The sequence below is a fragment of the Pseudomonas sp. GM55 genome (genome assembly GCF_000282395.1).
Taxonomy (GTDB): domain Bacteria; phylum Pseudomonadota; class Gammaproteobacteria; order Pseudomonadales; family Pseudomonadaceae; genus Aquipseudomonas; species Aquipseudomonas fluorescens_CC.
This window is the reverse complement of record NZ_AKJJ01000047.1, coordinates 197969-221478: the sequence shown is the minus strand read 5'-3', so window position 1 is coordinate 221478 and position 23510 is coordinate 197969. Positions and strand designations below refer to the sequence as shown.

Annotated in this window: 26 protein-coding genes; 11 read left to right on the top strand and 15 right to left on the bottom strand. The window is 60.2% G+C overall.

The annotated features are described in order from the left end of the window. Positions 1 to 49: 49 nt before the first annotated feature. From PMI31_RS12890 to PMI31_RS12860, 6 genes are all read right to left on the bottom strand, one after another. Positions 50 to 829: an N-acetylmuramoyl-L-alanine amidase gene (locus tag PMI31_RS12890; protein WP_008018462.1), complete on the bottom strand. Its 780-nt coding sequence runs from the start codon at positions 827 to 829 to the stop codon at positions 50 to 52. Between the two features lie 93 nt (positions 830 to 922). Next, a complete protein-coding gene (locus PMI31_RS12885) occupies positions 923 to 2914 on the bottom strand; it encodes a GGDEF domain-containing protein (RefSeq protein ID WP_008018461.1) in 1992 nt (663 codons plus the stop codon). Beyond that, positions 2911 to 3789, bottom strand: a complete 879-nt coding sequence (locus PMI31_RS12880; RefSeq protein WP_008018460.1) for an endonuclease/exonuclease/phosphatase family protein — start codon at positions 3787 to 3789, stop codon at positions 2911 to 2913. The genes PMI31_RS12885 and PMI31_RS12880 overlap by 4 nt, the downstream gene beginning before the upstream one ends. 14 nt (positions 3790 to 3803) lie before the next feature. Beyond that, entirely contained in the window at positions 3804 to 4445 is a 642-nt protein-coding gene (locus PMI31_RS12875; RefSeq protein WP_008018459.1) for a thiol:disulfide interchange protein DsbA/DsbL, read from the bottom strand. Positions 4446 to 4645: 200 nt separating this feature from the next. Continuing rightward, positions 4646 to 5275, bottom strand: a complete 630-nt coding sequence (locus PMI31_RS12865; RefSeq protein WP_008018457.1) for a c-type cytochrome — start codon at positions 5273 to 5275, stop codon at positions 4646 to 4648. Positions 5276 to 5320: 45 nt separating this feature from the next. Further along, positions 5321 to 5611, bottom strand: a complete 291-nt coding sequence (locus tag PMI31_RS12860; protein ID WP_008018455.1) for a c-type cytochrome — start codon at positions 5609 to 5611, stop codon at positions 5321 to 5323. Positions 5612 to 5802: 191 nt separating this feature from the next. Between PMI31_RS12860 and yihA the strand changes: the two genes are divergently transcribed. After that, positions 5803 to 6447: a ribosome biogenesis GTP-binding protein YihA/YsxC gene (gene yihA, locus PMI31_RS12855; protein ID WP_008018454.1), complete on the top strand. Its 645-nt coding sequence runs from the start codon at positions 5803 to 5805 to the stop codon at positions 6445 to 6447. A 321-nt stretch (positions 6448 to 6768) separates the two neighbouring features. Here the strand turns inward: yihA and polA are convergent, their stop codons facing one another. Further along, the gene (polA, locus tag PMI31_RS12850; protein ID WP_008018453.1) at positions 6769 to 9579 is read right to left on the bottom strand and encodes a DNA polymerase I; all 2811 of its coding nucleotides are present in this window, start codon (positions 9577 to 9579) and stop codon (positions 6769 to 6771) included. Positions 9580 to 9653: 74 nt separating this feature from the next. Here polA and PMI31_RS12845 point away from each other — a divergent pair, with 74 nt between their 5' ends. Both PMI31_RS12845 and PMI31_RS12840 read left to right on the top strand, forming a co-directional pair. Continuing rightward, a complete protein-coding gene (locus PMI31_RS12845; protein ID WP_008018452.1) occupies positions 9654 to 9941 on the top strand; it encodes a DUF2782 domain-containing protein in 288 nt (95 codons plus the stop codon). A 60-nt stretch (positions 9942 to 10001) separates the two neighbouring features. Continuing rightward, positions 10002 to 10952, top strand: coding sequence for a homoserine kinase (locus tag PMI31_RS12840; RefSeq protein ID WP_008018451.1), 951 nt, complete (start codon positions 10002 to 10004; stop codon positions 10950 to 10952). 97 nt (positions 10953 to 11049) lie between these two features. On the opposite strand, the gene PMI31_RS12835 is transcribed toward PMI31_RS12840, so the two are convergent. Further along, the gene (locus tag PMI31_RS12835; RefSeq protein ID WP_008018450.1) at positions 11050 to 11970 is read right to left on the bottom strand and encodes a zinc ABC transporter substrate-binding protein ZnuA; all 921 of its coding nucleotides are present in this window, start codon (positions 11968 to 11970) and stop codon (positions 11050 to 11052) included. Positions 11971 to 12036: 66 nt separating this feature from the next. Here PMI31_RS12835 and zur point away from each other — a divergent pair, with 66 nt between their 5' ends. The 7 genes from zur to PMI31_RS12800 all read left to right on the top strand — a co-directional run bounded on the left by zur (position 12037) and on the right by PMI31_RS12800 (position 17614). After that, positions 12037 to 12519, top strand: coding sequence for a zinc uptake transcriptional repressor Zur (zur, locus tag PMI31_RS12830; protein ID WP_008018449.1), 483 nt, complete (start codon positions 12037 to 12039; stop codon positions 12517 to 12519). After that, on the top strand, positions 12519 to 13304 hold the full coding sequence (znuC, locus tag PMI31_RS12825) for a zinc ABC transporter ATP-binding protein ZnuC (RefSeq protein ID WP_008018448.1): 786 nt from the start codon (positions 12519 to 12521) through the stop codon (positions 13302 to 13304). The genes zur and znuC overlap by 1 nt, the downstream gene beginning before the upstream one ends. After that, entirely contained in the window at positions 13297 to 14085 is a 789-nt protein-coding gene (gene znuB, locus PMI31_RS12820) for a zinc ABC transporter permease subunit ZnuB (RefSeq protein ID WP_008018446.1), read from the top strand. The genes znuC and znuB overlap by 8 nt, the downstream gene beginning before the upstream one ends. 37 nt (positions 14086 to 14122) lie before the next feature. Continuing rightward, entirely contained in the window at positions 14123 to 14839 is a 717-nt protein-coding gene (locus PMI31_RS12815) for a PA5502 family lipoprotein (protein ID WP_008018445.1), read from the top strand. Positions 14840 to 15098: 259 nt separating this feature from the next. Then, positions 15099 to 16106, top strand: coding sequence for a methionine ABC transporter ATP-binding protein (locus PMI31_RS12810; RefSeq protein ID WP_008018444.1), 1008 nt, complete (start codon positions 15099 to 15101; stop codon positions 16104 to 16106). Then, complete coding sequence (locus tag PMI31_RS12805) at positions 16106 to 16780, top strand: methionine ABC transporter permease (protein ID WP_008018443.1); 675 nt, start codon at positions 16106 to 16108, stop codon at positions 16778 to 16780. The genes PMI31_RS12810 and PMI31_RS12805 overlap by 1 nt, the downstream gene beginning before the upstream one ends. Positions 16781 to 16840: 60 nt before the next feature. Next, entirely contained in the window at positions 16841 to 17614 is a 774-nt protein-coding gene (locus PMI31_RS12800) for a MetQ/NlpA family ABC transporter substrate-binding protein (RefSeq protein ID WP_008018442.1), read from the top strand. Between the two features lie 145 nt (positions 17615 to 17759). Here the strand turns inward: PMI31_RS12800 and PMI31_RS12795 are convergent, their stop codons facing one another. Genes PMI31_RS12795 through PMI31_RS12775 form a run of 5 tightly spaced genes read right to left on the bottom strand, consistent with a single transcriptional unit; the run spans position 17760 to position 21662 of the window. Next, positions 17760 to 18395, bottom strand: coding sequence for an SCO family protein (locus PMI31_RS12795; protein WP_008018441.1), 636 nt, complete (start codon positions 18393 to 18395; stop codon positions 17760 to 17762). Next, positions 18392 to 19291 carry a heme o synthase gene (cyoE, locus tag PMI31_RS12790; RefSeq protein ID WP_008018440.1) on the bottom strand — a complete coding sequence of 300 codons (900 nt, stop codon included), beginning with the start codon at positions 19289 to 19291 and terminating at the stop codon, positions 18392 to 18394. Before cyoE ends, PMI31_RS12795 begins: the two co-directional genes overlap by 4 nt. Then, a complete protein-coding gene (locus tag PMI31_RS12785; protein WP_008018438.1) occupies positions 19279 to 20352 on the bottom strand; it encodes a COX15/CtaA family protein in 1074 nt (357 codons plus the stop codon). Before PMI31_RS12785 ends, cyoE begins: the two co-directional genes overlap by 13 nt. Before the next feature lie 10 nt (positions 20353 to 20362). After that, on the bottom strand, positions 20363 to 20956 hold the full coding sequence (locus tag PMI31_RS12780) for a hypothetical protein (protein ID WP_008018437.1): 594 nt from the start codon (positions 20954 to 20956) through the stop codon (positions 20363 to 20365). Next, entirely contained in the window at positions 20922 to 21662 is a 741-nt protein-coding gene (locus tag PMI31_RS12775; RefSeq protein WP_008018436.1) for an SURF1 family protein, read from the bottom strand. The genes PMI31_RS12780 and PMI31_RS12775 overlap by 35 nt, the downstream gene beginning before the upstream one ends. A gap of 71 nt (positions 21663 to 21733) precedes the next feature. Here PMI31_RS12775 and PMI31_RS12770 point away from each other — a divergent pair, with 71 nt between their 5' ends. Further along, a complete protein-coding gene (locus tag PMI31_RS12770) occupies positions 21734 to 21937 on the top strand; it encodes a twin transmembrane helix small protein (RefSeq protein WP_008018435.1) in 204 nt (67 codons plus the stop codon). Positions 21938 to 21966: 29 nt separating this feature from the next. On the opposite strand, the gene PMI31_RS12765 is transcribed toward PMI31_RS12770, so the two are convergent. Together PMI31_RS12765 and PMI31_RS12760 are read right to left on the bottom strand one after the other, a co-directional pair. Next, positions 21967 to 22854, bottom strand: a complete 888-nt coding sequence (locus PMI31_RS12765) for a cytochrome c oxidase subunit 3 (protein ID WP_008018434.1) — start codon at positions 22852 to 22854, stop codon at positions 21967 to 21969. 25 nt (positions 22855 to 22879) lie between these two features. Then, positions 22880 to 23431 carry a cytochrome c oxidase assembly protein gene (locus tag PMI31_RS12760; protein ID WP_008018433.1) on the bottom strand — a complete coding sequence of 184 codons (552 nt, stop codon included), beginning with the start codon at positions 23429 to 23431 and terminating at the stop codon, positions 22880 to 22882. Between the last annotated feature and the right edge of the window lie 79 nt (positions 23432 to 23510).

The following is a 23510-nucleotide window of genomic DNA, read 5'->3' as shown; positions in this document are numbered from 1 at the left end:
AGTTATAGCCGCTGATTTGAAAAAAGCCCTGACCGTCGGGCGGGCGTCATTATTTTGTCTGATTCAACACCAGAAGTAGCGCGGCAGTTTGCGCATCCGGGGTGCCATCGAAGCGCGCCGGGCGAAAATGCATCTGGAAGGCCGCAATCACATGCCGTGTTGCGACATCGAGCTCGCCGGTTTGTGGCGAGGCATAACCCAGGCGGGCCAACTGCGCCTGAAACCAGCTGATGCTCGGCAACTGTTCGGCAAACAACATTTGCTGGCGCGCCACCGACTGTTCATTCGGCCAGATGCCCAGGCCTTCGGCGGCCAGCCGCTTCCAGGGGAACAGCGGCCCCGGGTCCAGCTTGCGCAAGGGGGCAATATCGCTATGGCCAATGATTTCGTGAGGCTTTATGCCGTGACGCTTGCTGATGTCCTTGAGCAACACGATCAGAGACTGAACCTGGTCTTCGGTGTAGGGATACCACACGCGTCCGGTCGGGGTGTCCTTGAAGCCCGGGTTGACGATTTCGATACCGATGGAACTGGAGTTCAGCCAGGTCCGGCCATTCCACTCGCTCTCCCCGGCGTGCCAGGCCCGAACATTTTCATCCATCAACTTGTAGATGGTGGCGCCCTTGTCGTCGCCGATCAGGTAATGGCTGCTGACTTCACCGTGGGTCAGCAATTGCAACGAACGCTCCAGCGAGGCATTGGTGTAATGCAACACCACAAATTGCACGCGGCTGTCGTAATTGGCCGAAGGGTGGCTAGTGTCGAAACGGGGGCCGCTGGCACAGCCGGCCAGAAGGACCAGTAACACGATCAGAGCAAAATATTTCATGGCGAAAGGCAGTACACACAAGACAATAATGCAACAGTGTAACGGAATGCCTGGCGGTCTGACGGCAATCAAACAAAATGGAACAATTGACGATCAGCCCGGCTCCACACGGTTGCGTCCGGCATTTTTTGCGCGGTACAGCGCCTGATCGGCTCTTTTAAGTACTTGATCGCTGTGCTCACCCGGCCTGAACGCCGTCATTCCGATAGACACGGTGATGGTCACCGGCTCCCCCTTGAAGTGGAACGGGCAGGCCTCAATGGAGGCACGCAAGCTTTCCAGCAGCTTCAGCCCCACCGCTGGCAACGTGGATGGCATCAACAGCACAAACTCTTCACCGCCAAACCGGGCAATGAAATCCGTTCCGCGCAGACGCTTGCACAACACGCTGGCAATGATTTTCAGCACTTTGTCACCGGCCAGGTGCCCGTAGTTATCGTTGATGCGCTTGAAATGATCGAGATCGAGCATGGCCAGGATCAGCGTGCTGCCATGTTGCTGCCATTGCTTGACTTCCTGATCCAGGCGCTCGCTCCAGGCCGCGCGGTTGGGCAGGCCGGTCAACGGGTCGACCAATGCCTTCTGACGTTGCTCTTCAAGGTGCTCGCGGTAACCCTGGGCCTCCTGCTCCATATGGGCGACCCGTTCGGCCAGGCTGTGCAGGCGTGCAGCGACCTCTTGCTCGCGTTCATCGCGCTGTTTCTGGTGCTGGTCCATGGTGCCCAGCAAGCCTTCGAGATGGTTTTCCAGGACGTGCTTGAGATCTTCCAGGTCCGCGGCTTCCTGCATGCTGCTTTGCAAGCCATCGACCTGTTCGCGGATCTGCGTGTCCATCTGCCGCGCCGCCGAACGGTTGTCGGCGTGTCCTGCGGTGGCGGCCTGCAAGTTGCTCTGGAACGCTTCGAGGCGCTCGTTAAGTCGTTGCAGATAAGCTTCGAACTCGTGCTGGCCGCTGTCGGTAATGGCCAGCATCAACGTGGCGAAGTCGTCGAGAATCGGCAGCAATTCGTACCAGTTCAGACCGTTTTTCAGACGATTGCGCATGGATTCGGCTTGCGGGCGATGACGTTCGGGCAATGTCAGGTCTTCAAGCAGCCCCAGCAGCGTGTCTTCGATGTGACTGGCCACCGAGCTGTAGGAGGGCTCGGGGGAATCCGGGAGTGCGTAGAGAATGTCGTGCCCGGATTGCGCCTGGTCAGCGGCGACCTCGTCCTCCGTTGAAATCGCAGGCAAGGGCACGCTATCCGGCGACGCTTGCGCAGTCAGTTCATCGGGATTGGCTTCCGGCTCAGGTGGTGCAGTGATGGTTTCCGGGGTCGGTTTCTCGGCCGATTCGATTTCTGTCGCGACTGCACTGGCTGGTTGAGGCTCCGCAGCCGGAGGTGCAACAGCAACAGCCACGGCTGCCGGCTCGGTCGGCACCGGCTCGCCTTCAACTCGCTCGGCAACGGGCACCTCGAAGATTGCCGGCTCGATCACGACCGGGGCCGACTCGATAATCGCTGCGGGGCTCTCGTTTACAAGAGCGGCCGGCGCAGGAGTAGTCGCCGTCTCCTCCGCTTCACGACCACCGAACAATCGCTGCAGCAAGCCCGGCCGACCGGGCTCCGTCGGAGCCTCCAGCTGGCTCAGGGCCTTACCTTGCAAGCCACTCAGCTCGCTGAGCAACAAGGGTATCTCACGTGCCTGACTGACCCGCGCATCCAGTTGCTTGGCGAAACTCTTGAGTGGCCGGCTCACGTCCCGTGGCAGCGGCAAGGTTTGCAGTTGAGTGACCAGCGCCGTCAGGGCGGCACTGGTCTGGTTGACCCGGGTTTCCCGACGCTGCTCCGAGTCGAGCACCGCTTTTTCCAGGCGTGGAATCAGCGCGGCCAGGCCGGCGTCCATGTCGTCGGTACGCACGACCTCGCGCATTTCCTTCATGCATTGGTCAACGGCGCGGTCAGTGCCTTCCGCGGCCAGGGTGCTGCGCACCAGTCCACGACGCAGCAAGTCGAGCCGCGCGTCCCAGCGACGTTCGAGCTTTTCCTGCTGTTCGATGCTTTTGAGGTATTTTTCTTTCCAGCGCTGTGCTTCGTCGCTCATTCATGGGATCCGCGAGGGGCAGGACTCAACGCGGGCAATGCATCGACCGTGAGCGAACCCGGCAGACGAATCTCTACCGCGACCGGCAGGTGATCGGAAATGGGCTGTGCCAGCACCTCGACCTTTTCCAGGGTCAGGCTCGGGCTCAGCAGGATATGGTCCAGGCAGCGCTGTGGGCGCCAGCTGGGGAACGTCGCTTCCAGTTGCGGCGCGAGCAGGCCGAGATCGCGCAACGCGGAGTTTTGCAACAGGTCATTGGCGTGGGTGTTCATGTCGCCCATCAGTACCTGGTGCTTGTAGTCGCCGATCAGGTCGCGGATGTAGGCCAGTTGCAGGCTGCGCGCCCGGGCGCCCAATGCCAGGTGCATCATGACCACCACCAGCGCTTCCGGGCCTTCGCCGAACCGTACCAGAATGGCTCCGCGCCCCTTTGGCCCCGGCAACGGATGATCTTCAATGGCCCACGGGCGCAATCGGCTGAGCACGCCATTGCTGTGCTGGGCCAGGCGACCGAGATTGCGATTGAGTTGTTGATACCAGTAGGGAAAGGCGCCGAGCTGGGCCAGGTGTTCAACCTGATTGACGTAGCCTGATCGCAGGCTGCCGCCATCGGCCTCTTGCAAGGCGACCAGATCGAAGTCGCCCAGCAGATTGCCGATTTTCTGCAGATTGTCGGCACGCCCGGTGTGCGGCAGCAGATGCTGCCAGCCCCGGGTCAGGTAATGCCGATAGCGCTCGGTACTGATACCGACCTGGATATTGAAACTGAGCAAGCGCAGACGACTGTCTGCGGGCAAGCCCGTGGACTCCAGATGATGCTCGTTGACCCGCGGATCATGCAGGCCAACGCTGCGTTCAGTACCCCATCGGCGCATGGCAGTGACTGCCCTTAGTTGGCGGCAGCCTTGTTAGCCGCTCGCTCTTTGTCGATCAGTTTGTCGGCCAGTTGCAGTGCCTGTTCGGCACCGCCGGCAGAGCCTACGTCAAAGCGGTACTTACCGTTGACGATCATGGTTGGAACGCCGGTGATTTCATACTTCTTGGCCAGTTCACGCGCCTTGACGATCTGGCCCTTGATAGCGAAAGAGTCGAACGTCGCCAGGAACTTGTCCTTGTCCACGCCTTGGGTAGCGAGGAAGTCGGCCATGTCATCCTTGTCGGTCAGTTTCTTGTGTTCTTTCTGAATTGCGTTGAACACCGCGGCGTGAACGTTGTGCTCGACACCCATGGCTTCAAGGGTCAGGAACATCTGCCCGTGAGCATCCCACGGGCCACCGAACATGGCTGGAATGCGTACGAAATTCACGTCCGTCGGCAGTTTCTCGGCCCACGGATTGATCACGGGTTCGAAGGCGTAGCAATGCGGGCAGCCGTACCAGAACAACTCGACCACTTCGATCTTGCCAGGCACGGCGACCGGAACCGGATTGCTCAGTTCGACATAAGGTGCGGCGGGGGCTTCAGCAGCCTGGGCAGTCATGCCGAACAGGCTGGCAGCGGCAAAAACGGCGCTGATGATCAGATTACGCATGCTTTACTCCTGGACAAATTTTATCGCCTCGCGCGACTTGTCATCGGACAGATTCTGGCGGGCTTGAGTTCTGTAGTGTAACGGCAGCGGCCACAAAAAAGGGCGGCCAAAGCCACCCTTTTTATACTTGCCGAGACGGATTAATCGAGCGTTAACGTTGCAGGCGATAAGCACCCCGTTCAACGCCCGATCCATCGGCCTTAGTGCAGGCCTTGAATGTAGCTGGACACCGCGGCGATGTCTTCGTCGCTCAGCTTCTTGGCAATGCTCTGCATCGGTTTGGTATCGCCGTCGTTGTTGCGGCCGCCTTCTTCCTTGCGGAAATCGGTCAGTTGCTTGGCGATATACTGAGCGTGCTGGCCGCCCAGGTGCGGGAACCCGGCGGGTGCGTTGCCCGCGCCATTTGGCGAGTGGCAACCGGTGCACGATGGCAAACCCTTGGCCAGGTCGCCGCCGCGGAACAGTGCTTCACCGCGAGCCACGACTTTCGGATCGGCGGCACCGACACTGCCTTTCTGGCTGGCGAAGTAGGCGGCGATGTCCGCCAGGTCCTGATCGCTCAGGTTGGTCAGCAGGCCGGTCATTTCCAGAACAGTGCGCTTGCCCGACTTGATGTCGTGCAATTGCTTGGTCAGATAGCGTTCACCCTGACCCGCCAGTTTTGGAAAGTTTGGCGCCATGCTGTTGCCATCCGGGCCGTGGCAGGCGCCACATACGGCGGCTTTGGCCTGACCGGCTTTTGCATCACCCGGTTGTACTGCCTCACCTGCAGCATGGGCCATGCCGGAGATGCCCACGGTCAACAGCAGACTCACGATCAATTTCTTCATCAGCTAATCCAACTACGGCTAAGGGTTAAGAGTTATGGACCGGGTTTACTCGCTCATCCAAAGGATGATGGCTTGGTAATCCTCGGCACTGCAGTCCATGCACAAACCACGCGGCGGCATCGCCTTGAAACCCTGGGTCACGTGTTGCACCAGCGTCTCCATACCTTTCGCCAACCTCGGCGTCCAAGCTTCCTGATCGCCTTTTTTCGGCGCCATGGGGAGTTGGCCGGAATGACAGGCACCACAAACACGGTTGTACACAGCTTCCGGATCCTGTGTAGCCTGAGCGCTGTAAAGCGGCATCATGACACCGGCAGCTAGCAGCCATTTCGTCATAAAACGACCTTTTCAGGGTTGAGAGCGAGCTGCGTTCTAGTGCGCAATCAAGGTCTGTCGCTCTCGTGAACTTCATCCTACGCTGGGACAAAGCGCACACAAAATCTGCGGCATTATATACTGGCGTCACTGAAACGGAAGCGACACTGCTTGCCGCGCCCATTCCTGGCGCCGCCCACATCGGAAATCCCATGCAACTCAAGAATCCCATCCTCGGTCTGTGCCAACAGTCCACCTTCATGCTCAGCGCCGCCAAAGTCGACCAATGTCCGGATGACGAGGGCTTCGAAGTCGCCTTCGCCGGGCGTTCCAACGCTGGCAAGTCGAGTGCCTTGAACACCCTGACCCATGCCAGCCTGGCGCGCACCTCGAAAACCCCGGGGCGCACGCAACTGTTGAATTTCTTCAAGCTAGACGATGAACGCCGTCTGGTCGACCTGCCGGGCTACGGTTATGCAAAAGTACCGATTCCGCTCAAGCAACACTGGCAGCGTCACCTCGAGGCGTACCTGGGTGGTCGCGAGAGTTTGAAAGGTCTGATCCTGATGATGGACATCCGCCATCCGATGACCGATTTCGACCTGCTGATGCTCGACTGGGCCGTGGCTGCCGGCATGCCGATGCACATTCTGCTGACCAAGGCGGACAAGCTGACCTATGGCGCGGCCAAGAACACGCTGCTCAAGGTTCAGGCGGAAATACGCAAGGGCTGGGGCGATCTCGTGACGATTCAGCTGTTCTCGGCCCCCAAGCGCATGGGCCTGGAAGAAGCCTACACAGTGCTGGCAGGCTGGATGGAACTGGCGGACAAGGGTGCCGAGGTAGAAGCCCAGTAAGCAGCGAAGGCTGCCTGGGACGCCCCAGGCAGTTTTCTGCAGGCAAAAAAAAACCCCGGACTTCATATGGGGAGGGAGAAGTTCCGGGGTTCAAGCTCTAGACCGCTAGGGCGGGGTCCAGATATCTGCCAACACTTAACACAACATAGGAGCATCGAAGGGCTTCACCAGCCATTCAGTACCTCTGAGTGGTGGTTTGCAAGATTAGTTCAGATTTTTTTCAAATAGCTTTGGAATAACTCTGATTATCTTCCGGTCTAAACGACTTGCGCCCTTCTGCCGCGGCACCATGCCGCAGCAGAACAGGTCTTTTCAGATGGCTCAGTGAGCCTCGTCCCAGTTATTTCCAATACCCACTTCGACCAGCAACGGGACATCCAGTTTCGCGGCCTCGCTCATGTGCACGCGAATTTCGTCGCGAACCTGGTCGACCAAATCTTCACGCACCTCAAGCACCAGTTCATCGTGCACCTGCAAAATGACTTTGGCATCGAGGCCAGACACGGTCAGCCAGTTATCCACCGCGACCATGGCTTTCTTGATGATGTCCGCAGCGGTACCTTGCATTGGCGCGTTGATCGCCGTGCGTTCGGCGGCGGCGCGCTCTTGCGGCTTGTTGGAGTTGATGTCCGGCAGGTACAGGCGACGACCGAAGATCGTCTCGACATAACCTTGCTCGGCGGCCTGGGCACGCGTGCGGTCCATGTACTGGCGAACGCCAGGGTAGCGGGCGAAGTAGGTATCGATGTAGGCCTTGGCGGTCTTGGTGTCGACGCCGATGTCCTTGCCGAGCTTCTGCGCGCCCATGCCGTAGATCAGGCCGAAGTTGATCGCCTTGGCACTGCGGCGCTGGTCGGAGGTCACCTCGGCCAACTCGACCTTGAACACTTCGGCGGCAGTCGCGGTGTGCACATCCAGATTGTGGCGGAAGGCGTTCATCAGCCCTTCGTCACGGGACAGGTGCGCCATGATCCGCAGTTCGATCTGCGAATAGTCCGCCGCCAGCAGCTTGTAACCGGCCGGGGCCACGAAAGCCTGGCGGATGCGACGCCCTTCGGCGGTGCGCACCGGGATGTTCTGCAGGTTCGGATCGCTGGAGGACAGCCGCCCGGTGGACGCCACCGCCTGGTGGTACGAAGTATGGATCCGCCCGGTACGCGGGTTGATCTGCTCCGGCAGGCGGTCGGTGTAGGTGCTTTTCAGCTTGCTCATGGAACGGTATTCCATAAGCACTTTCGGCAATCGATAGTCGTCTTCTGCCAGCTTGGCCAGCACTTCTTCGGCGGTGGACGGCTGGCCCTTGGCGGTTTTCTTCAATACCGGCAGGCCAAGCTTCTCGTAAAGGATCACGCCAAGCTGCTTGGGCGAACCGAGGTTGAACTCCTCGCCGGCGATCTCGAAGGCTTCACGCTCCAGCGCCACCATCTTGTCGCCCAGTTCGATGCTTTGCACACCCAGCAAGGCGGCGTCGACGAATGCACCCTGGCGCTCGATACGCGCCAGTACCGGCACCAACGGGATTTCGATATCAGTCAGCACACTGGCCAGGCTCGGAATGGCCGAGAGCTTCTCGAACAAGGTCTGGTGCAGACGCAAGGTGATATCCGCATCTTCGGCGGCGTAAGGTCCGGCCTGCTCCAGGGCGATCTGATCGAACGTCAGCTGTTTCACGCCTTTGCCGGCGATGTCCTGGAAACTTACCGTGGTGTGGTCCAGATACTTCTGCGCCAGGCTGTCCATGTCATGGCGCGTGGCCGTGGAGTTGAGCACATAGGACTCAAGCATGGTGTCGAAGGCGATGCCACGCACGGTGATGCCGTTGTCCTGATCGCCGCCGATGGCGCAGTTGGCCAGGATGTTCATGTCGAACTTGGCGTGCTGGCCGACCTTGAGCTTGTTCGGGTCTTCCAGAATCGGCTTGAGCGCGCGCAGAACAGTGTCGCGGTCCAGCTGCTGCGGTACGCCGATGTAGGAATGGGTCAACGGGATGTAGGCCGCTTCGTTGGCCTGAACCGCGAACGACAGGCCCACCAGTTTTGACTGCTGCGCGTCGATACCAGTGGTTTCGGTGTCGAAGGCAAACAGCTTGGCTTTGTTCAGCTTTTCCAGCCAGGCATCGAATCGCGCCTGATCAAGGATGGTTTCGTACCGGGCTTCAGCGGTCACAACGGGTGCCTCGGCCTCGGCCTCGACAGCGCTAAACAGATCGACCGCAGGCTCAGGCTCGGCAGCGCTGCTCAGTTCGATACGCTTGGCGTCCCGTTGCAGATCGTTCAGCCAGCTCTTGAACTCCAGCAGGGTGTAGAGCTCGAACAGCTTGTCCGGATCTTCCGCACCCATCTGCAAGTCATCGAGACCGATGTCCAGTGGCACGTCGACCTTGATCGTTGCCAGTTGATAGGAGAGGAATGCCATCTCCTTGTGCTCTTCGAGCTTGGCCGGCAGGGTCTTGGCGCCGCGAATCGGCAGAGTCGGCACGATATCGAGTTGTGCATAGAGCTCGGTCAGGCCGCCGTTCACACCGACCAGCAAGCCTGAAGCTGTCTTCGGGCCGATACCCGGAACACCGGGAATGTTGTCGGAAGAATCGCCCATGAGCGCCAGATAATCGATGATCTGCTCCGGAGCGACGCCGAATTTCTCCTTCACGCCCTCCACGTCCATGCTGCTACCGGTCATGGTGTTGACCAAGGTAATGTGGCCGTCGACCAGTTGCGCCATGTCCTTGTCGCCAGTGGAGATAATCACCGGACGATCCGCCGCCGCGCTGCTGCGGGCCAGGGTGCCGATCACGTCATCGGCCTCGACGCCTTCGACGCACAGCAGCGGGAAGCCCAGGGCGATCACGCTCTGATGCAGCGGCTCGATCTGCACGCGCATGTCGTCAGGCATGCTCGGACGGTTGGCCTTGTATTCGGCGTACATGTCATCGCGAAAAGTCCCACCCTTGGCGTCGAACACCACGGCGAACGGACTGTCGGGATACTGTTTGCGCAGGCTCTTGAGCATGTTCAACACGCCCTTGACCGCGCCGGTCGGCAGGCCTTTGGACGTGGTCAGCGGCGGCAGCGCGTGAAAAGCGCGGTACAGGTAAGAAGAACCGTCCACCAGGACGAGGGGGGCTTGGCTCATGAGCAGGATCAACCTTTTCGGCGGGTCCGGCGCTAGAATAGCGGGACCGTTGACGACAAAGGGACAAGGTTATCATGCGCACACTAAATCGCCTGTTGCTGACTGGCTTGTTTGCAATCGCCCCATTGGCCGTCATGGCGGCGGACGATGCGCCGACACCGGAGCCGGAAGTCACGATTCGCACGGAAGGGGACAAGCTCATCCAGGAATACCGCCAAAACGGCTTCCTGTATGCGATCAAAGTCACGCCCAAAGGCGGCAAGCCGTATTTCCTGGTACGCGCCGACGGATCAGAAGGTAACTTCATTCGCTCGGATTACCCGGATATGCTGATTCCGGCGTGGGAAATATTTAAGTGGTAAGTCGTCCTTAACTTTAATCGGCGCTGGCTCAATAGCGGCGCCCGTACTGGCAGTTTAAACATGTCTGTGTTCACCCCCCTGGCTCGGCCCGAGCTGGAAGCTTTTCTCGCCCCTTATGGCCTCGGCCGCCTGCTTGATTTCCAGGGGATTGCCGCCGGTAGCGAAAATACCAATTTCTTTATCAGCCTGGAGCAGGGCGAATTCGTCCTGACCCTGGTCGAGCGCGGTCCGGTTCAGGAAATGCCGTTCTTCATCGAACTGCTCGACGTGCTGCACGGCGCCGACCTGCCGGTACCTTACGCCCTGCGCACCACCGACGGCGTGGCCTTGCGCGAACTGGCGGGCAAACCTGCGTTGCTGCAACCGCGCCTGGCCGGCAAGCACATCAAGCAAGCCAACGCGCAACATTGCGCGCAAGTCGGTGAGTTGCTCGGCCATCTGCACCTGGCAACCCAGGCCAACATGATCAAGCGCAAAACCGATCGCGGCCTGGACTGGATGCTGGAAGAGGGCACGCAGTTTCTGTCGCACCTAGGTGCCGAACAGAAAGACCTGCTGCAACGGGCGCTGGAAGAGATCACCCGGCAGAAGGAAAAAATCCTCGCACTGCCGCGGGCGAACATTCACGCCGACCTGTTCCGCGACAACGCGATGTTCGAAGGCACGCACCTGACCGGGCTGATCGATTTCTACAATGCCTGCTCCGGGCCGATGCTCTACGACGTGGCGATTGCCTTGAACGACTGGTGCTCGGACGACGATGGCGTGATCGATGGACCGCGAGCGCGGGCCTTGCTGGGTGCTTACGCGGCCTTGCGACCGTTCACCGCTCCCGAAGCCGAGTTGTGGCCGACGATGTTGCGGGTGGCGTGTGTGCGCTTCTGGTTGTCGCGGTTGATCGCGGCGGAGTCATTTGCCGGGCAGGATGTGTTGATTCACGATCCGATGGAGTTCCAACTGCGCCTGGCGCAGCGGCAGACGATCAATACGCCATTGCCTTTCGCCCTTTAATTGTGCAGCACATTTGTAGGAGCCGGCTTGCCGGCGATGGCGCTCTTCAGGACGCCATCGCTGGCAATCCAGCTCCTACAAATACGGTGCGCGGCAATTACAACGACTCCAGGCACCCCGCCAGATCATTGCCCAGCTTCTCCAGCACCTGCTCATAGCCCTGAGCTGTCGCCGGTGTGTACCCGCCCAGCGCATCCAGTTCAGCCAGTTTCACCGGCAAACCCGCCACCAGGGTTTCCGCCAGACGCGGACGCAGCGGTGGCTCACTGAACACGCAGGTCTTGCCGACTTCCTGCAAACGCGCGCGCATCGTCGCGACATGCTGGGCACCGGGTTGCACTTCGGCCGCGACGCTGAACACACCCGCGTGCTTGAGCCCATAAGCGTCTTCAAAGTAATCGAAAGCTTCGTGGAACACGAAGTAAGGTTTGCCCTGAATTCCGGCCAGGCGCCCTTTCAGGCGCGCATCCAGCGCATCGAGACGCTCGTCGAAGGCTTTCAGATTGCTCTGATAGCGCGCGGCATTGTCTGGATCGGCGGCACTCAGGTCAGCCGCCATTTTCGCGGCAATGACCCGTGCATTAACCGGCGACAGCCACAAATGCGCATCCAGGCTGCCCGGGCGGTGATCGTGGTCGTGTTCGTCGGCTTCTTCGGCGTGAGAGTGACTATCTTCGGCAAAGCGGCGAAGTTTCATGCCTGGCAAATCTTGCACGGCGACGCTGGGCAGCGTACGACCATTGAGCACGCGCGGCAGGAAACCTTCCATGTCCGGGCCGATCCAGTACAGCAGGTCCACCGATTGCACCTTGCGCACATCGGATGGGCGCAACGCATAGTTATGCGGCGAGGCACCCGGCGGCAGCAAAACCTCAGGAATCGCCACGCCGTCCTGCACCGCCGCGGCGATCAACTGCAGAGGCTTGATGCTGGTAAGGACCTTGACCTCGGCTTGCGCCGAACCGATCAGCAGAAAACTTGCGATAAATGCGACAAAGATAGAAAAAAGTCGGGACACGATGACCACTCGAAGAGGCGAGAACGGGTAACATAATAACGTCTCTCACAAAACTCGTCGCCGCTCATGCTAAAAACACCGATTGCCAGCCGCCCCCACGACCACTCACATTGCGTTCACAGCGCTTTGTCCGAGGCCGATGCCCTGTGCACGCGTCAAGGCCTGCGTCTGACCGCCTTGCGCCGGCGAGTGCTGGAACTGGTGTGGCAAAGCCACAAGCCCTTGGGTGCCTACGACATTCTCGCGGTCCTCAGCGAGCAGGACGGTCGCCGCGCCGCGCCGCCGACCGTGTACCGCGCGCTGGATTTCCTGCTGGAAAACGGCCTGGTCCATCGCATTTCCTCGCTCAACGCCTTCATCGGCTGCAATCACCCGGAACATGCTCACCAGGGTCAGTTCCTGATCTGTCGTGAATGCCACGCCGCGATTGAACTTGAGCAAAAAACCATCAGCGACGCGATCATCGCCAGCGCCAGGGATGTCGGGTTTGTCGTCGAAGGCCAGACCGTCGAAGTGGTCGGTCTCTGTTCGGGTTGCCAGGGGGCTTAATGAGCAACGCGCTGATCCGTCTTGAGCAGGTTGCCGTCACGTTCGCCGGGCAATCGGTGCTGGACAACATTGAGCTGAGCGTCGAGCCGGGGCAGATCGTTACCCTGATCGGCCCCAATGGCGCCGGCAAGACCACACTGGTGCGTGCTGTGCTCGGTCTGTTGAAACCGGACAGCGGCAGCGTCTGGCGCAAGCCGAAGCTGCGGGTCGGTTACATGCCGCAAAAACTTCATGTCGATCCGACCCTGCCGCTGTCGGTCCTGCGTTTCTTGCGCCTGGTGCCGGGCGTGGACCGTGCGATGGCCTTGGCGGCACTCAAGGAAGTCGGCGCCGAACAGGTGATCGACAGCCCGGTGCAAAGCGTTTCCGGTGGCGAAATGCAACGCGTGTTGCTGGCCCGGGCCTTGTTGCGCGAACCTGAACTGCTGGTACTCGACGAACCGGTACAGGGTGTCGACGTGGCCGGCCAAGCTGAGCTGTACAGCCTGATTACCCGCCTGCGCGACCGTCACGGTTGCGGCGTGCTGATGGTCTCCCATGATTTGCATCTGGTGATGAGCACCACGGACCAAGTGGTTTGCCTCAATCGTCACGTCTGCTGTTCAGGCCATCCCGAGCAGGTCAGCGGCGATCCGGCTTTCGTCGAGCTGTTCGGAAAAAACGCACAAAGCCTGGCGATTTATCACCACCATCACGACCACGCCCACGACTTGCATGGCTCGGTGGTCAAGGCGCCCGGCGCGGGCCATAACCATGTTCACGGAGATAGCTGCAAGCATGGCTGATTTTCTGCTCTACGCCCTGCTTGCAGGCCTGGCCCTGGCGGTCGTCGCAGGACCGTTGGGCTCCTTCGTGGTCTGGCGGCGCATGGCCTATTTCGGCGACACCCTGTCCCACGCGGCGTTGCTCGGCGTGGCGTTGGGCTTTTTGCTGGATGTCAGCCCCACCGTGGCGGTGACCGTAGGATGTTTGCTGTTGGCGGTGCTGCTGGTGACGTTGCAACAGCGTCAACCGCTGGCGTCCGACACGCTTTTGGGAATTCTCGCACCGAGCACGCTCTCTCTGGGCCTGGTGGTACTAAGCTTCATGCACGAAGTGCGGATCGACCTGATGGCCTATCTGTTCGGCGACCTGCTGGCAATCAGTCCAACCGATCTGGCCTGGATTCTTGGCGGGAGCGCTGCGGTACTGGGCTTGCTGGTTGCGTTGTGGCGCCCATTGCTGGCGATCACAGTGCATGAGGAACTGGCCAGGGTCGAAGGCCTGCCAGTGGCTGGATTGCGCCTGGCCTTGATGCTGCTGATCGCCGTAGTGATTGCCGTGGCGATGAAAATCGTCGGCGTGTTGTTAATCACTTCGTTGCTGATCATCCCGGCTGCCGCGGCACAACGTCATGCCCGCTCACCGGAGCAGATGGCACTGGGCGCGAGCCTGCTGGGCATACTCGCCGTGTGTGGCGGGCTGGCGCTGTCCTGGTTCAAGGACACCCCGGCCGGCCCGTCGATTGTGGTGGCAGCCGCCGTGCTGTTTCTGCTGAGTTTTGTTCTGCCCCGTCGAGGGGTGTAGACTTGCTCGTTTTTTGCGCAAATAGAGAGTCGCAGGAATGAAGTCGTTCGCCTCCCGTTATCTGCTCCTTGTCGCATTTTCTTTGCTGCTGGGTGCCTGCCAAAGCACGCCACCGGCGGCCACCGTGGCCGCCGATGCGCGGGCCGCGGCCATCGTACAGCTGGAGCAAAACATCGCCAGCGATGAACTGGCGACCGCCGAAGACCAGTTGGCAGCCTTGCAGGCCGAATCGCCCACCGATGCTTCCCTTGAGCAGTACCAGCGGCAACTGGCCGAAGCCTATCTGCGCCGCAGCCAGATCGTGCTGCAAAAGGGTGACGTGGATGCCGCCGCGACCGCCCTGAGCCGTGCCCGCGCTTTGATGCCCAAGGCTCCGGCGCTGACCGGTGGAGTCAACGGCTCGATTGCCCAGGCGCGCAAGGCCGAGCTGGAAAAAGCCGAAGCCGACCTCAAGGCTGCCGAAGCCAAACCAAAAGCCAAGGTCATCGATCTAACGGCTGAAAGCACCACGGTCGCGCTGAATATCAACGACATGGGCAAATTGCGTCGCCAACTGGATGCCATCGCCGCCGATGTTGTGAATTTTCAGTGCGACGTGAGCATTCAGGCTCCGCGCACCAATGATTACCCTTGGTTGGCTAATTTGCTGACCAAACGGGTGAAGAAACTCGATCCTGAGTTTGATCTGAAGCTGGAGCGGCAGATTTTGCGCAGTGTTCCGGCGCAGATGGTGCTGAGTCCGCGCAAACCCTGAAAGCATCGCGAGCAGGCTCGTTCCCACACACTGGATCTGTGATCGACGCAGAACCATTGTGGGAGAGGGCTTGCTTGTGAAGACGTCCTTCCTCGCAAGAAGATTTCAAGCCGGAATTCCTTTGGCCTTCGCCTTCGCGTTATTGCCAAATGACAGGACAAATGCGAAATAAATGCTAAGAACCTCTATACGGACAGGCTAAAATGCGCGCCCGGCTAACCGCTGACCCTTTTCTAACGCGCCCCACAAGGTTCGCTACGTGATCGAGTTTCAAAACGTCCATAAAACCTACCGCGTCGCCGGTAAGGAAATCCCCGCCCTGCATCCGACCAGTCTGACGATTGAGAACGGGCAGGTTTTCGGCTTGATCGGTCATTCCGGCGCAGGAAAAAGTACCCTGCTGCGTCTGATCAATCGCCTGGAAAACGCCAGTGGCGGCAAGATCACCGTCGACGGTGAAGAAGTCACCGCGCTCGACGCCAACGGCCTGCGCCGTTTCCGTCAACAGGTCGGGATGATCTTCCAGCACTTCAACCTGTTGGCTTCCAAGACCGTTGCCGACAACGTCGCGCTGCCGCTGACGCTGGCGGGTGAACTGTCCCGCAGCGACATCGACCGGCGCGTCGCCGAATTGCTGGCCCGGGTCGGTTTGTCCGATCACGCCAACAAATACCCGGCGCAATTGTCCGGTGGGCAAAAGCAGCGCGTCGGCATTGCCCGCGCCCTGGCGACCAAGCCGAAAATTTTGCTGTGCGATGAAGCCACCAGCGCCCTCGATCCGCAAACTACGGCGTCGGTCCTGCAGTTGCTGGCCGAGATCAATCGCGAGTTGAAGCTGACCATCGTGCTGATCACCCATGAAATGGACGTGATCCGCCGGGTCTGCGACCAGGTCGGAGTAATGGATGCAGGCGTGATCGTCGAGCAAGGTTCGGTGGCCGAGGTGTTCCTGCATCCGAAGCACCCGACCACCAAGCGCTTCGTGCAAGAAGACGAGCACATCGACGAAAGCGAACAGCGAGACGACTTCGCACACGTGCCGGGTCGCATCGTACGTCTGACATTCCAGGGCGAAGCGACTTATGCGCCGTTGCTGGGCACCGTGGCCCGGGAAACCGGTGTGGACTACAGCATCCTGGCTGGTCGTATCGACCGCATCAAAGACGTCCCTTACGGGCAACTGACCCTGGCCGTGACCGGTGGTGACATGGAAGCAGCCTTCGCCCGTTTCACCGCAGCCGACGTCCACATGGAGGTGCTGCGCTAATGGAAGCCCTGACAAGTTTCTTCGCCAATATCGACTGGCTCGAAATCTGGCTGGCCACCGGCGACACCCTGCTGATGCTCGGCGGTTCGCTGTTGTTCACCGTACTGCTCGGCTTGCCACTGGGTGTACTGCTGTTCCTGTGCAGCCCGCGCCAGCTGCTGGAAGCCAAAGGCGTCTATGCGATGTTGTCGCTGGTGGTGAACATTCTGCGTTCGCTGCCGTTCATCATCCTGCTGATCGTGATGATTCCGTTCACCGTGTTGATCACCGGCACGTCCCTCGGTGTAGCCGGTGCAATCCCGCCGCTGGTGGTGGGTGCCACGCCGTTCTTCGCCCGCCTGGTGGAAACCGCCCTGCGTGAAGTCGATCGCGGCATCATCGAAGCAACCCAGGCCATGGGCGCGACCACGCGACAGATCATCACCAATGCCTTGCTGCCGGAGGCTCGTCCGGGCATCTTCGCGGCGATTACGGTGACAGCCATTACACTGGTGTCCTACACGGCGATGGCCGGTGTGGTGGGCGCCGGTGGTCTGGGTGACCTGGCGATCCGCTTCGGTTACCAGCGTTTCCAGACCGATGTGATGGTAGTCACCGTGGTTTTGCTGCTGGTACTGGTTCAGGTGCTGCAAACCGTTGGCGACAAACTGGTCGTCCATTTTTCCCGTAAGTAAGACATGAGCCGGCCATTCGCTGGCAGGCGCCAAACGGGCGCCCCACATGGAGTTAGCTGAATGAAAAAACTACTCGTCGCGTTCGCTGCCGTTGCAGCCTTTTCCGCCCACGCCGCCGACACCCTGACGGTCGCGGCGACCCCGGTCCCGCACGCGGAAATCCTCGAGTTCGTTAAACCGGCGCTGGCCAAGGAAGGCGTGGACCTGAAGGTCAAGGTCTTCACCGACTACATCCAGCCGAACGTACAGGTCGCGGAAAAACGCCTGGACGCCAACTTCTTCCAGCACCAGCCGTACCTCGATGAGTTCAACAAGGCCAAGGGCACCAACCTGGTGTCGGTTGCCGGCGTGCACCTGGAACCCCTGGGCGCTTACTCCAGCAAGTACAAGACCCTCGCTGAACTGCCCGGCGGCGCCAATGTGGTCATCCCGAACGACGCCACCAACGGCGGCCGTGCGCTGTTGCTGCTGGCCAAGGCCGGCGTGATCAAGTTGAAGGATTCGAACAACATCCTGTCGACCGTGAAGGACATCACCGAGAACACCAAGGACCTGAAAATCCGTGAACTGGAAGCCGCGACCATCCCGCGCGTGCTGACCCAGGTCGACCTGGCGCTGATCAACACCAACTACGCGCTGGAGGCCAAGCTCGATCCGGCCAAGGATGCACTGGTGATCGAAGGCAGCGACTCGCCGTACGTGAACATCCTGGTGGCTCGTCCGGACGACAAGGACAGCGAAGCGATGAAGAAACTGGTGGCTGCCCTGCACAGCCCGGAAGTGAAGGCCTTCATTCTCGAGAAGTACAAAGGCGCGGTGGTGCCGGCGTTCTGATCATCTGACGTAAACGAAAAAGGGGCGCATTGAATGCGCCCCTTTTTTGTGCGGATTGTGTCCCTTGTAGGAGCCGGCTTGCCGGCGATGGCGTCCGAAAGATCGCCATCGCCGGCAAGCCGGCTCCTACAGGGTTACGTGGCGCTTAGTCGCGCTTGAGCATCACCGGCAACTGCGCCACTAGCTTCGCATTGTTCAACGGCGCGCGGATGAAGCCGCGCTGGGTGCCGTCCGGCCCGATCACCGCGAGGTTGCCACTGTGGTCGACGGTGTAATTCGGCTTGCTGGTGTCCGCCGGAATGTACGGAATGCTCACCGCATTGGCGATCTTTTGCAGCTCTTCGGTCGACGCCGGGGTCAGGCCGACGAACTGCGGGTCGAAGTAGCCCAGGTACTGCTTGAGCTGCTTGGGCGTATCGCGATTGGGGTCAATGCTGACCAGCACGATTTGCAGTTTATCCACCGCCTCGGGTGGCAATTCGCTCTTGATCTGTCGCAGTTGGGCGAGGGTAGTCGGGCAGATGTCCGGGCAGAAGGTGTAGCCGAAGAACAGCAGGCTCCACTTGCCCTTCAATTCACTGATCGTGACCGGCTGGCCGTCCTGATTGGTCATCGTCACGTCCGGCAGATTACGGCTCTGCGGCAGCAAAATGATGCCGGCGTCGATCAGCGCCGTCGGATCGCCCTGGTTTTTCCCGGACAGCACCTTGTTGACGGTCAGGCCCAGGATCAGTGCGATCAGGGCGACGAGTATGAAGACGGTTTTCTGAGTTCGAGTCATAGGGTCAACAGTAAGTAGTGGTCTACGAGCAGGGCGATGAACAGCAGGAACAAGTAGTAGATAGAGTACTTGAACGTGTTGATCGCCGCGTGCGGCCGAGTGCCACGGTACAGCACCACGGCCCATTGCAGAAACCGCGCACCCAGCCCGAGCGCACACACCAGGTAGAGCGTGCCGCTCATATGGATCACGTAGGGCATCAGGCTGACCGCGAGCAGCGCGAAGGTATAAAGCAGGATATGAATCTTGGTGTAGTGCTCGCCATGGGTGACCGGCAGCATCGGGATGTCGGCCTTGGCGTACTCCTCCTTGCGATGGATCGCCAGCGCCCAGAAGTGCGGCGGGGTCCAGGCGAAGATGATCAGCACCAGCAGCAGCGGCTCGGCGCTGACGTGACCGGTGGCAGCGGTCCAGCCGAGCAACGGCGGTGCGGCACCCGCTAGGCCACCGATGACGATGTTCTGCGGGGTCGCACGCTTGAGGAATCCGGTGTAGACCACCGCATAACCGAGCAGCGAGGCCAGGGTCAGCCACGCGGTCAGCGGGTTGGTAAACGCCAGCAGCATGGCTTGCCCGAGCGCCGCCAATACCAGCGCGAACGTTAGTGCGGCGCTCGGCGAAACCCGGCCTTCGGCCAGAGGCCGCTTGTGGGTGCGTGCCATGATCGCGTCGATGCGCCGGTCCACCACATGATTGACCGCCGCCGCGCCCCCGGCACACAGGGCGATGCCCAGGTTGCCGAAAATCAGCACCGTCCACGGCACCCCGGCACGGGTCGCGAGGAACATTCCCACCAGTGAAGTGATGAGCATCAGCACCACGACTTTGGGTTTGGTCAGTTCCAGGTAGTCACGCCAGATCGCCTGACTGGGACGTTCGCCGATCAGAACCGCCATGGCGTCTCTCCTTTTGTTGTTATGGGCCCGGCTGAGTGTTTACGCGGGCTAAAGTGCCAGCGCGCTGGCTGCTTGACCCGGACCAGACTGGTTCGGGCGTGGTAATTGACCAGCACCATGGTCAGCAACAGCGCCGCGCCGCCCGCGTTATGCGCGACTGCCACCGGCAGCGGCAGATGGAACAGCACGTTGCTGATGCCCAGGGTGATTTGTGCAACCAGCGCGATCAGCACCAGGCCCGCCAGGCGTGTCATGCCAACCACCTTCAATTGCCAGGCCAGACCTAGCAATACCAGGGTGACCAGCAACGCACCGATGCGATGGGTCAGGTGGATGGCCGTACGCGCGTCGCTGTCCAGTTGTCCGCCGAGATAATTCGGGCCGATGTGCTGAGTCAGGTGAAAGCCGTTGGCGAAGTCGGCCGGTGGCAACCACTGGCCGTGACACGTCGGAAAGTCGATGCAGGCCACGGCGGCGTAATTGGAGCTGACCCAGCCGCCGAGGGCGATTTGCCCGATCACCAGCAACAGCCCCGCCGTCGCCCAGTACTGCAAGCGTCGTGGCACGGTCAGCGCTGGCAGTACGCCGGACAGGCGCAAGGTCAGCAGAAACAGCAAGCTCAGGGTCGCGAAGCCGCCAAGCAAATGCCCGGTGACCACCTGCGGCCAGAGCTTGAGCGTTACTGTCCACATGCCGAAAGCGGCCTGGCCAACCACCACCGCCAACAAAAACAACGGCAACTTCACCGGTTGCCCCGGATGGCGGCGATGCACCCACGCGCGACCGGCCAGTACCGCGATCAACATCCCCAGTGTGCCGGCGAAGTAGCGGTGGATCATCTCGTTCCAGCCCTTGTGGGCCTCGACCGGAGCATCAGGGAAATGCAATTCGGCATGGGCCAGCTGGGCTTCGCTTTTCGGCACGCTGATGAAGCCGTAGCAGCCAGGCCAGTCCGGGCAGCCAAGGCCGGCGTGGGTCAGGCGGGTGTAGGCGCCGAGCAACACCACAATCAGTGCCAGCAAGGTGGCAAACAACGCGAGGCGAAATCCAGGCTTGGCCATGACGATGCCCTTATCCGATGTTCGACAGTTTCAGCAGGTGACGCAGATCGTTCAGCAGGTCCTTGCCCATCACCGACGGGTCGTAGCGCAGCACCAGATTGCCGTGAGGGTCGATGATCCACAGGTGCGGCGTGTCATTGCCTTGAGCGCCTTTCGTGTAGGTCGGCAAGTCCAGTGAATAGCGTTGCAACTGCGGGTACTCGCGTTGAAGTTTAGTCTCGTAATCGCTGTTCAACGTCTGCGCCGCGGCCAATGCATGGCTCGCGCGGGACGCATCGCGACCAAGACCGATCTGGATCTGTCGCGCCAGGTACACCAACTGCTGGCAGTCCACTGCGCAATCCTTGGGCGCCGTCACCAGCATCTGCCAACGATCTTCCTGGGCCGGCACGCCGATATCGGCACGGGTCTGGCCATTGCCGATCAGTTCGCCGTGATAACTGCGACCCTCGGGCACCCAAAAATTCAACTTGTACATGCCGGTGGCGAGGATCATCGGACCGATCACCCCGAGCAGGATCAGCAGCAGTTGCAAGCGGCCCTTGCGCCGGTTCACCGACGGTTTCGCCTCAGACATGCTGGGTGGATTCATGGCCGCTCCCATGGTGTTTCTCCTTTGCGTTGTGCCAGCCGAGATAGAGATAAAGACCGAATAGAGCAATCGCCATGGCGAACCACTGCACGGCATAAGCGATGTGTTTTTCCGGCCCCGTGGCGACCACCGGCCAGTCGGCCTGATAGGTAGCGAGACCGGTTTCGGCGCGTAGTTCGTAGGCAAAACCTTCGCGGTTCAGTGCAGTCCAGAGCCTGGTTGGCTCAACGGCCGTAATCAGTTTCGGCCATGTCAACGTTGTGGGATCTGCGTGCAATTGGAACGTCGCACCGGGGGGGACGTAGACCCACGCATCGAGGCTTACCGCTTCGGTGGGTGTCTTGAATTGAGGTGGTGTGCGGCGCTCCGGCCATGGCAACCAGCCGCGATTGACCAGCAGCCAAAGCCCGGTGGCCTGATCGTGAAACGGTTGCAACAGCTCAACGCCTACCTTGCCGTTGCGTTGACTGTTGTCCAGCAGCAGGCTGTGTTCGGCATCGAACTGGCCGTGCAGGCGAACCCGGCGAAAGGCAGGGTCAGTGGTGTACTGCAATTCGCTGCTGGCCATCGGCTCGGCGACCCGGCGCTCGGCGTAGGTTTGCAGCAGCGCGCTTTTCTCCGCGCCCCGGCTCAATTGCCAGAACCCCAGGGACACCAGTAGCGGCAGCAACAGCGCGACCACCAGCGTCGGCACGATACCCGGCCGAAAGCGCTTCATGGCATCGCCAGAAAGTCGGTCATCGCGATAGCTATACTTAAATGCATCGCTTGTCCCCCCGGAGTCCCAACATGCTCAAAGCAGCCATCGTCCTGATGCTGATTGCCACGATTGTCAGCCTGTTCAGCGGCCTGTTTTTTCTGGTCAAGGACGACAGCCGCTCAAACCGCCTCGTCATTGCCTTGAGTGTTCGTGTGACCCTGGCCGCCCTTACCCTTGGCTTGATTGCCTGGGGCTTTTTCAGCGGCCAGTTGGTGTCCCATGTCCCCTGGTAGCTGTAGCAAGCTCGCTCCTGCAAGCTGCTCTACAGCACATAGACGAAAACGAACAGCCCGATCCACACCACATCCACGAAGTGCCAGTACCAGCTCGCCGCTTCGAAGCCGAACTGGTGCTCGCTGTCGAAGTGCCCGCGCATGATCCGCATCAGCATCACGAACAGGATGATGGTGCCGATGGTCACGTGGGCGCCGTGGAACCCGGTGAGCATGAAGAAGGTTGCGCCGTAGATGCCCGAACCCAGGGTCAGACCCAGCTCGTGGTAGGCGTGCATGTACTCTTCGGCCTGGAAGGTGAGGAACGCGCAGCCCAGCAACACGGTGAGCGCCAACCATAGTTTCAGTGCGCCGCGATGACCCTTTTTCAAGGCATGGTGGGCGATGGTCACGGTCACGCTGGAGCTCACCAGCAACACAGTGTTGAGCAGCGGCAGGCCCCAGGGGCTGATGACCTCCTTGGGCGGCGGAAACAGTTTCGAATCGGGGTTATCCAGCAGCGGCCAAGTGAACTGGAAGTTCGGCCACAGCATGTGCGCGATGCCTTTGGCGCCTTCACCGCCGAGCGCCGGCCCGGAAATGTTGCGCACATAAAACAGCGCGCCAAAAAAGGCGATGAAGAACATCACCTCCGAAAAAATGAACCAGCTCATGCCCCAGCGGAACGAGCGATCCATTTGCGGGCTGTATAAACCACCGCGACTTTCCTTGATCACCGTACCGAACCAGCCGAACAGCATGTAGGCCAGCAGCAATCCACCAACGAAGAAGATCAGCGGCCCGTGGGATTCCGGGCGCGCCGCTTTCAGATCGTTGAACCAGGTGGCCAGGCCGTACACAGTAGTGACCAGGCCGAACGTGGCGATGATCGGCCATTTGCTCTGGGCGGGAACGTAATAGTGTTCATGAGTTGCCATTTATTGTTCTCCTTATCGGGCACGCTCAGCCGCCAGTGTTTACAGCTACCGGTGGATGTCGGGCGGTGATATCGAACAGCGTGTAAGACAGCGTCAGGTGCTTCACATCCTTGGGCATGTCACGGTCAACGATGAAACGTACCGGCATCTCGATCCGTTGACCGGGCTGCAGCACTTGCTGGGTAAAGCAGAAGCATTCGGTCTTGTGGAAGTATGCCGCCGCAGTACTGGGCGCGATGCTCGGCACGGCCTGGGCACTCATCGGCTTGTCGGTGGGGTTGTGGGCGATGAAGATCATTTCGTTCACCGCCCCCGGATTGGCCACCAGTTCATCGCCCTTGGGATAGAAGTCCCAGGGCATATCGGCAGTATTGGTCGACAGAAACTGCACACGCACCTGCCGCGAAGTGTCGACCGTTTGCTCACCCTCGTATTGCCCGGCAGTCTTGCCGTTGATGCCGAAGGCCTTGCACATCACGTCGTAGATCGGCACCAGGGCAAAGCCGAAGACAAACATCGCCGCCACCACAAGCAATAGCCGAGTGACCAGTTTCTTCAGCGAAATCGAGTCAGCCATGATTTCCAGCCTCTACGCATAACCCTGTAGGAGCTGGCTTGCCAGCGATGGCGGTGTGTCTGGCACACCGCATGGAATT